The following is a 7782-nucleotide window of genomic DNA, read 5'->3' as shown; positions in this document are numbered from 1 at the left end:
GCGCGGATCGATTTCAGTTTTTATTGAATTGCATAAATATCGGGATAGATGCCAAAGGCTTCGACACAAAGTAATGCTGCGCGCGTGTCGAGATTGGTTCTCGTCTTGCTTGCATGCATTTGATTCTTATCATTTTGTAGAGTACTTTTCGATTTAGATTCATTGCTTTTTCTTTCGATGTAGAGTTCCCTTACAATAAAAAGCCGCGCTGTGCGCGTGTATATAATACCATGATTGTCACATACGCAACTTGACTCTATATCATTTTTACGAACGAGAATGTAAGCAGGTTCTTTAGCCAATTGGTATCAATTTTTCTAACTGTACGCATCACGTTTGTATAAACTTTCTCATATATTTGCATGCGTGACAGACTTGAAATATCCGAAGGACTCGAATCATAGATAGATATTACACGCCTTTGTTATTCATCCGCTCATGACCGTCTCATCTAGATTCTCTACGTGCGTGATGGAATTTTTTGTAGCGTTAAGGTGTCGATCACTTTTTTTATCAATTGTATAAATATCGGGACAGCGGATTCGACAGTATTGTTGCGCGTGATGAGATTCTCAACGTGAAGGAATGTTCATTTTATTTTACTCTGCTTGCATTTCGCCGCATCAACGTACAGCTCAGTACCTGATTCCTATACGCTTATAAGACTGGCTGTGTCGACATTGAATCAAATGACTTCGGACATTTTCTTTCTTTGAAGGAACAAAAATATTGAGTATTGTAATTCGAAAACCTCCGCATCAAAGCAGATTGTGGTTCAACGAGTTGAACCAATTACGGGATATTTATTTTCATAAAAGACCCGAAATTAGTAATAAATAATAAATACTTTCAGATTAGTTTTTTGAATACTGTTTTGTAGTTTCAATTCTTTAAAATCTTGTAACCTTCATCCCGTTTCTTGGAAGTGATGCAGTATTTGGCGGCTTCAACTTTTTTATAGCATTTTGAAGCTCTGTGATTAGGGTTCCTTGCTCATCTTGTAACCACCTTGACGGTAGTACAAGATATGCTTTGAATGGTGGCGGTGGGGGGAATGTAGATGGCGGAATTTCTTCTTGGCGTCTTGAACTCTGGTTCAGAGGCGATAAGGTTTGTGAATTGCCAATTTCAATAATACTTTGGCTGCAGCCTTGATTAAACCGTAAATTGGTTGCCCTCAGGTTCTGTTCATTATTGACGGATCTGTGTTTATAAACAATTAGAGCCGCGGCAATTCCGAAGCAAACCAACAAACCAAGAAGCATAATTGTCAATAGAGCTGCCGCTTGTGGGGGTGACGTGTGTATTTGAGGAAATGACCATTTAAGTTCTGGAAAAGTTTTGTCTTTGCTTTGACCACAAGAGATGCAACCTCGCAATTTTATTTTTTTCGGTATCAGTTCCTCGCCTGTGAAGCAGGAATAGGGGAGATTGTGTGTCCCGTCGATCGCTCCAGGTTTCAAACACAGTATCATCTATTTAAAAAAGAAATGTACTTTTTCAATTGTTTTTTGTAATATTGTATTATACTCACTTCCAAATTGGGGTATTTGTAGGTTAAAACAGACCAGTCAACATTGTTGATGGTCTGTAATAGGAATAGATGGCGGATTTTTGGAAAAACAATGTTACTTGTCAAAACGCTCAAGCATACATCATATGTATTCTCTGTTTTCTCTGTAACATGATTACTTTTTTCCAAATAACACAACCCTTGTGAAATTTCAATAAGTCCGAAAAACGCAGAAAGCACTTGGCACAACTTCATTTTTGCAAAAGATTGGTGGACTCGGCAAAAATCTGCACATTCTCGCGTAAAGTCGAAAAATAAACTGAGAAACTTTGTGAGCTGCTGCTGGCACTTCCTGTAATCCATCCATCTTTATTTTATAATGATTATCACGTATGATCCTTTTGTAGGAAGCAATTGCATGTGAATGTGAACGCCGATTCTCTCTATTATTTATGCATACGTTCAGTACGAAAGGTCATCTTTTTGTACTTCGTACTGTGAGATCCACGAAAAGAATCCGCTTTATAAAGTACTGTGAGATGTGGTGTCACGCGACGGCGGTTGTAGTTAGGAAATCTGTGTGAGAATTGTCATCTATTTTTTTCATAATTTTTTATTTTTACCTTTTTCTCATTAATTCAGAAGGTCCATCAAAGCTTTTGTTTTTTCAAAAATGCATGACACGAATTAGAGATACACATTCCTTAAATAAAATATGAAAGCCTTGCCCTTTTTTTCGACTTTTCTTGTTCTTCGAGTGCCTCTAATTTTCTTTTGGTTGATTGAAGTTCTTGACGTGCTTTTTTTTCTTTCTTCTTGTAATGTTGGATTGAGCTTCTTGCATCTTCCATTTTTTCCTTCGTTGAAAGCAATTCATTCTGTAAGCCCTGTAGCACTATTTCATTTTCTGCAGCCATTATGCAGGATTTCAAAAGATTTGACAGCGTGCTCAAAAATGTTTCAATCATCTCGTGATAATTCTTTTGTAGGACTTCGCAATGATCACAAGGTACATGGAAGATATCAACACAATTGTTTATGTCTGATGTCAATTGCTGATTCGAGAGGTGGCAATAGCAAAATCTTTTAAAGGAAATAAAACTGTTTAACCTCGTTAATTGTAACAAACTTCAAAATCGATTAATACCTTTCTTGCTCTCGTAGTCCCGCTAAACAAGTTCGATGAAACAGTCGCCTACAACACTGTGAATACACGACTTCCACTTTTTCAGTTATCGTCGGCGAATGTAAAGCTAGATTTTTCCAACAAATGCAGCATAACAAAATATTATTCTTACTTGAGAATGCCATGATTTGGACTATATTGGAAGCTGATTTTTCTTTGGCTGAGAATTGTCAAATGACTTCAGATCCATTTTCGTATATTTCGTTAACCCTGTAGATACGATATTCTTTCCCGGTTTCTTATTCATATTGATGAGTACTGTTCGGTACGTGCGGGTATTGATGAGTATTGTTCAGTACGTGCTGGTTGATGGACGTTAATCATATCAAGATTTATATACTGACGTTTCCCATTTTTCAATTTCGTATTTTGATAAAGAAGAATCCGAGTTGTACTTAACAAACAGCCGCAGTTACTTTTATTCATCGCACGATAATTTTTATTTCAACGTGTTTTATATATTGCACTCAAGTCTCTTCAATATGAATTGCAATATTCAAATGGTTCAAAAGCAAGCATATAGAAACATTGATTCCAACGTGTTCACTCAAGTCGTTTAATATGAACTGTAATATTCAAATGGTTCAAAAGCAAGCATAGCATACGGAAACATTGAGTAATAACTCGTCTACGAACAAATTAAAGGAAGAAGTGTTTCCATCATTGCGGCGTTGCAACAAAGTCCTTTATTGAACAACAAACGCAACTAAATTAGAAACGTCAAGCATAGAATCAAACCGAGTTAGAAATCGAACGAAATGACTGCCCACGTAAACAAAGAATGAATGTACATCAATTAATAATTCGGCATTAATAAAAATACCGCAACTTGGCGCATCATTCACTACGCACAACCAAATTTTTTTGTAACCTCTAACTTTTTAAACGACTGTCTCATAGCCCAGATATTGTCTACTGCGTGATGAAGACACCAATTATCCATGAACGGGCCATTTACGAAAAGTTCTGCTTTCATTTCATCAATCATTGCTCGACAAGTAGACAGGGTTAGGGGTTTTGTGCTGATTTGCTCCAATGTTTTCACGACATTCTTGCACTGAGGACTGCATGTTTGTCTGTGCACGTAAGTGAATGGGGTAATTAATACCCTTTTTGCCTGCAGCACCGTGTTCGTTTTTAACGCCGCAATACAGCTATGCGGCGTAACCAAAATTTTGTCTTCTATATCCGACCGTCGCAACATGATTTCAACTCTTATACATCCGACTGGCAAGTTTTGGAGATCGATTTCGATTTCCCTGCAATGCTTACACAGTTCACTGCATAAAATGCTTTCGGAGGTTTGATTCCATCTGGCACAAATCTCGACAATAGTGCCCATTCTTGTGATCAACGTGGAGCAATTCGCCGCCAAAGCAAGGTTCCATTTGAAGTTATCGGTAATGGGACATCTCTTCACATTAAAGGTCATGAAGTGCTCACCATTCAGAAAATTGTGCGTTCTTACACGAATAAAATCGATCCGCTGTTTTGCAAAATTGAAGTCACAGAAATGCATCTTCATATCTACACCTCATTTCTTCTTCGAATAATAAGATTAAATGGTATTAAGAACAGCGGCTATCTGACATAAAACTGAAAACAATTTGACCAATCTATTCCGATGTGACAAAGAAACTGATTCAAAAAACCGATTCTTCTTACCAAGAACGTTCTGAATTAGAGAGAGTTACGTGCAACGCATACGTACGCGCACATTGTCTTTTTCAAAGTTCCCGCTCAAGATACAGTATGGAGAAAAAAGTCTTTGAGAAAAAATCGCAAGAGGGAGTTCCGCGCATATGCAAATGACCTGTCAATCCGGTGCAAATATTGAAGTCGTACTTTGTTTGTATCATTACATCATTGACTTTTCTCAAGTTCACTTGATTTTTCGGTGATCCGTTTCTGATTTTGAGTGAAGACATTTTATTTGTACAATTTCGGTAAAACGAAATGGCTCAACAACAAGAAGCATGGGAATTGTGGAGGCCTCACAATTGGGATAGGAGTAAAGATCCGAGATTTGGAACTTTGGCGGCTATGCGTTCTCCCACCGAAAGGCAAATGTGGGTGACCTTTCACCGTATTGATACCGCCCCAGACAAACCCGAATATCTCTGGGAAACCTTCATAATTCCAAACAGTAAGTTACAACAAACAGCAACTTAACTTCAAGAATTTAATAACTTTTTCTTATTTCAGTGAAACGTATGGAAGAAGAGAGCGCCGGAGGCATGAAAATTTTCTGCAGCTCCGAAGAATCCGCGGAATACTTGAAAACAGTGCTTTCCGAAAACACCGAAATCCCCGCGTCTTTGAATATTGAGACGATGACTATGGCGCATCATCCCAGAGATAGACACATCATTGCCGGGAGATGGAATTCAGGGGAATGCAAGCTGTTAATTGTCCATTACAGCGTGCAAGAAAGTAAGTAATAACAAATACCCCTTTTTTGAGAGCTTCAGGTAAATTTTTTAACAATTTTATTCATTTTCCATTTTTAGGAAGGCTGTTGAACCCCGGAGGCAACATGCTTTATTACGATTTCCCCTTCGGAGCCGACCAACTCGCTGGCACCTTTAACTATGCCGCGGAAAAACAGAGTGACATTTTCTATTGTCACGAAACTGACCGCAGAGCTCTTCCCGGTCTAATCAGCGCGTGGCGCATGTTTGTAAGTAACAAAAAAAGTCTGGTTGTTATAGTCAGAAATTTTCATTTATTGTTTTCTTATTTTTGATTAAAAAACAGAAACTCGGAAATCTGACATGGCTGACGGACTGGATTGCCTCAGGAAGTCGTACTTGGAAAAGGAAAGTCCCGATTGTATAAAAATGGAGAAGTGAAACCGAACGCTTCGTTTCCTGATTTTCTATTCAAGCGCTCGAAAACAGATTGGTGTGAACAATGTACGTGTCTAAATTGTTTTACCTTTTTCTCTTTTTTCATATTTCATTATTTACATTTTCATTTTATAAGTTTTCTGAAAAAATCTCTCTCTCTCTTATTTTTCATTTGTATATTAACTTCGTAATTGACGTTTCCAAAAAAATATGCTAAAATTTATCTTTTGTTTTTAACTTGAACTACCTTTCCAAAAAGTGATTTACTTTTACACACATTTTTAATGCGCTAGCTATAAGACAATAAACTGAATTTTAATCTTTTTTTTCAATGATCGGCATTTCGAGCATCATGGTTTCACTCCAATAAGCATACAGTTGTTGTCTTTTATTTACAACAAAGAAACTCCGATACGCCCAAAAGTATATTGTACTGAACACAAAATGTTTTATTGAATGCCACAACCTCCAAAATGCACCCTCTCGTTTTTTGTCTTTCCATATTTGCGCCATTTTTCACTATAAAATGAGAAAATGAAGATGTTAATTTGCCGAAAAATCGTTCATTTGTTCGAACTTTGTTTACACTGACCGTATTAAATCTTTCTGCTTGCGACGTGAAAATACCTCGGTGAGATTCAAGTTGTTCAAAAACGTACATCCATCGGAGGAAAATGTAGAACGAGAAAAACTGGATATCTCATAGTCATTAAAAGCTCTTTTGTCACGTAAATCAAGACCGATTCTGGAATTTTTATTGCCCTCACGTTCGGTCACGTACTCCACGAGATCTATCTTGAAGCTTAAAAAGACGACAATGTACTGCAAACGTTTCTGTTCATTAACCGCGCGTATACTGAAAACGTTTGTATTCAATAATAACTGCGCGTGTACACTCAAAGCAAAGGAACATACGAGTCTTTTCAAAACAGCCGGGAAAAATACGTCCATATGAGACATGAACTAAAAAAATTGTAGAGCCATAACGTTAGCAGACTTACTTCTTATCACAGAGCTAAAAAACATTTCTATAGTGAAGTACTATACGCGCAACTCGCTAAATCTTCTTCCGCAAGGTCTAAATACTTGTATGATTTTTATTCATGCTTTTATTGAAACAATACTGTCCCTGAGTACTTTTATTCGAAAGCATGGGTCGCATTCAAAGCAAAGCGAATGCTTTGTGTTTTTGAGACTTCGTAAACCTCTACATGTTATATTTACAATATGTATCAGAGAACTTGTAATGAGGGGCGACCATCGTTTCATTTTTTTCTTTTTCCTTCAAAAAAATATCTATGTCAAGAATGGAGTTCCATTCAAGGACGGACGGACGAACGATATAAAAACCGTATAATAATCCTTTATGAAGAAATTGATATACATTGTGTCGAATACTGCTCTAGCATAAAAAATGTTAATGACAACCCCGCTGAAGTACTGAATCCGGTTCCTCAGTACTCTTTTCTCATCATATCACGATCGTTCGTTTGAATATTTACCTCTCGATTGACTTGCCCGCGAACAGAATCCCGTTCATCAAGTACTGTGAGATGCGATGTCACGCAGCGTTTATTATTATTATTATTATCATTTGTATACTTTGCATTCATTTCCGCCTTTCGTTTAAGCAGGAGAAGCTGAGTTCGACATTGGAATATTATCCGCGTCGATAAGAACGAAACGATGTCATTATCTGCTGTACTTATTATACGTTTATATATGTTGAACTTGAACGCCCCTAATTTCCGAGTGTCGTCGCAATTAGAAAAGATTAAAAAATGGAAATAAAAAGGTAGACGGTCTACGTCGAGAGCTGTCAACAACAGCTATGATTACAAGCTATTCTTGACTGCTAATCATTGACAGCTAAATTACAAGCTATCCGCGACTACAATTCTCTAGACGTAGATCCTACCTTACGATTTTTAGTTTTTCGACGTTCAGTTATGTACACGCTCTAGTATCTAGTCGGAGCTTCCGTTAAACGTTATTGATTTTTATTAGAATCGGGAATTGTGGAAATAATTAATGTCTGCAAACGGTATTCCTATAGTACCTTGACAGAAAGTGTATCGGTACTATTAAACATTGACGAAAAATTCCGCGTTACACTGCAAACACTTATGGAAATTCCTTTTTTCGACTATACGAGAGAACTGTAGTATAATATGCAGACCAATACGGGAGTGCCTACCCACCATTCTGCCCTTTTTGCCTACCTAAGTCATCCG

3 protein-coding genes are annotated in these 7782 nt (G+C 37.4%); 1 reads left to right on the top strand and 2 read right to left on the bottom strand.

Annotated features, from left to right (window positions below; genetic code table 11):
• Positions 1 to 2217 precede the first annotated feature (2217 nt).
• Both JHC35_RS06985 and JHC35_RS06980 read right to left on the bottom strand, forming a co-directional pair.
• Positions 2218 to 2481: a hypothetical protein gene (locus JHC35_RS06985; protein ID WP_295043424.1), complete on the bottom strand. Its 264-nt coding sequence runs from the start codon at positions 2479 to 2481 to the stop codon at positions 2218 to 2220.
• Positions 2482 to 3543: 1062 nt separating this feature from the next.
• Positions 3544 to 4224 carry a hypothetical protein gene (locus JHC35_RS06980; RefSeq protein WP_295043422.1) on the bottom strand — a complete coding sequence of 227 codons (681 nt, stop codon included), beginning with the start codon at positions 4222 to 4224 and terminating at the stop codon, positions 3544 to 3546.
• A 688-nt stretch (positions 4225 to 4912) separates the two neighbouring features.
• On the opposite strand from JHC35_RS06980, the gene JHC35_RS06975 reads away from it, so the two are divergent.
• Positions 4913 to 5140, top strand: a complete 228-nt coding sequence (locus tag JHC35_RS06975) for a hypothetical protein (RefSeq protein ID WP_295043420.1) — start codon at positions 4913 to 4915, stop codon at positions 5138 to 5140.
• Positions 5141 to 7782: the final 2642 nt, after the last annotated feature.

It is taken from the genome of Sulfuricurvum sp. (assembly GCF_022759005.1).
Taxonomy (GTDB): Bacteria; Campylobacterota; Campylobacteria; order Campylobacterales; family Sulfurimonadaceae; genus Sulfuricurvum.
Note: the sequence above shows the minus strand (reverse complement) of the source record. Positions and strands in the feature narration are given on the sequence as shown.

Excerpts from the sequence above, each read along its gene's own strand:
- JHC35_RS06980 (WP_295043422.1), bottom strand. The coding sequence starts at position 4,224 with ATGAAGATGCATTTCTGTGACTTCAATTTTGCAAAACAGCGGATCGAT.
- JHC35_RS06985 (WP_295043424.1), bottom strand. The coding sequence starts at position 2,481 with ATGATTGAAACATTTTTGAGCACGCTGTCAAATCTTTTGAAATCCTGC.
- JHC35_RS06975 (WP_295043420.1), top strand. The coding sequence starts at position 4,913 with ATGGAAGAAGAGAGCGCCGGAGGCATGAAAATTTTCTGCAGCTCCGAA.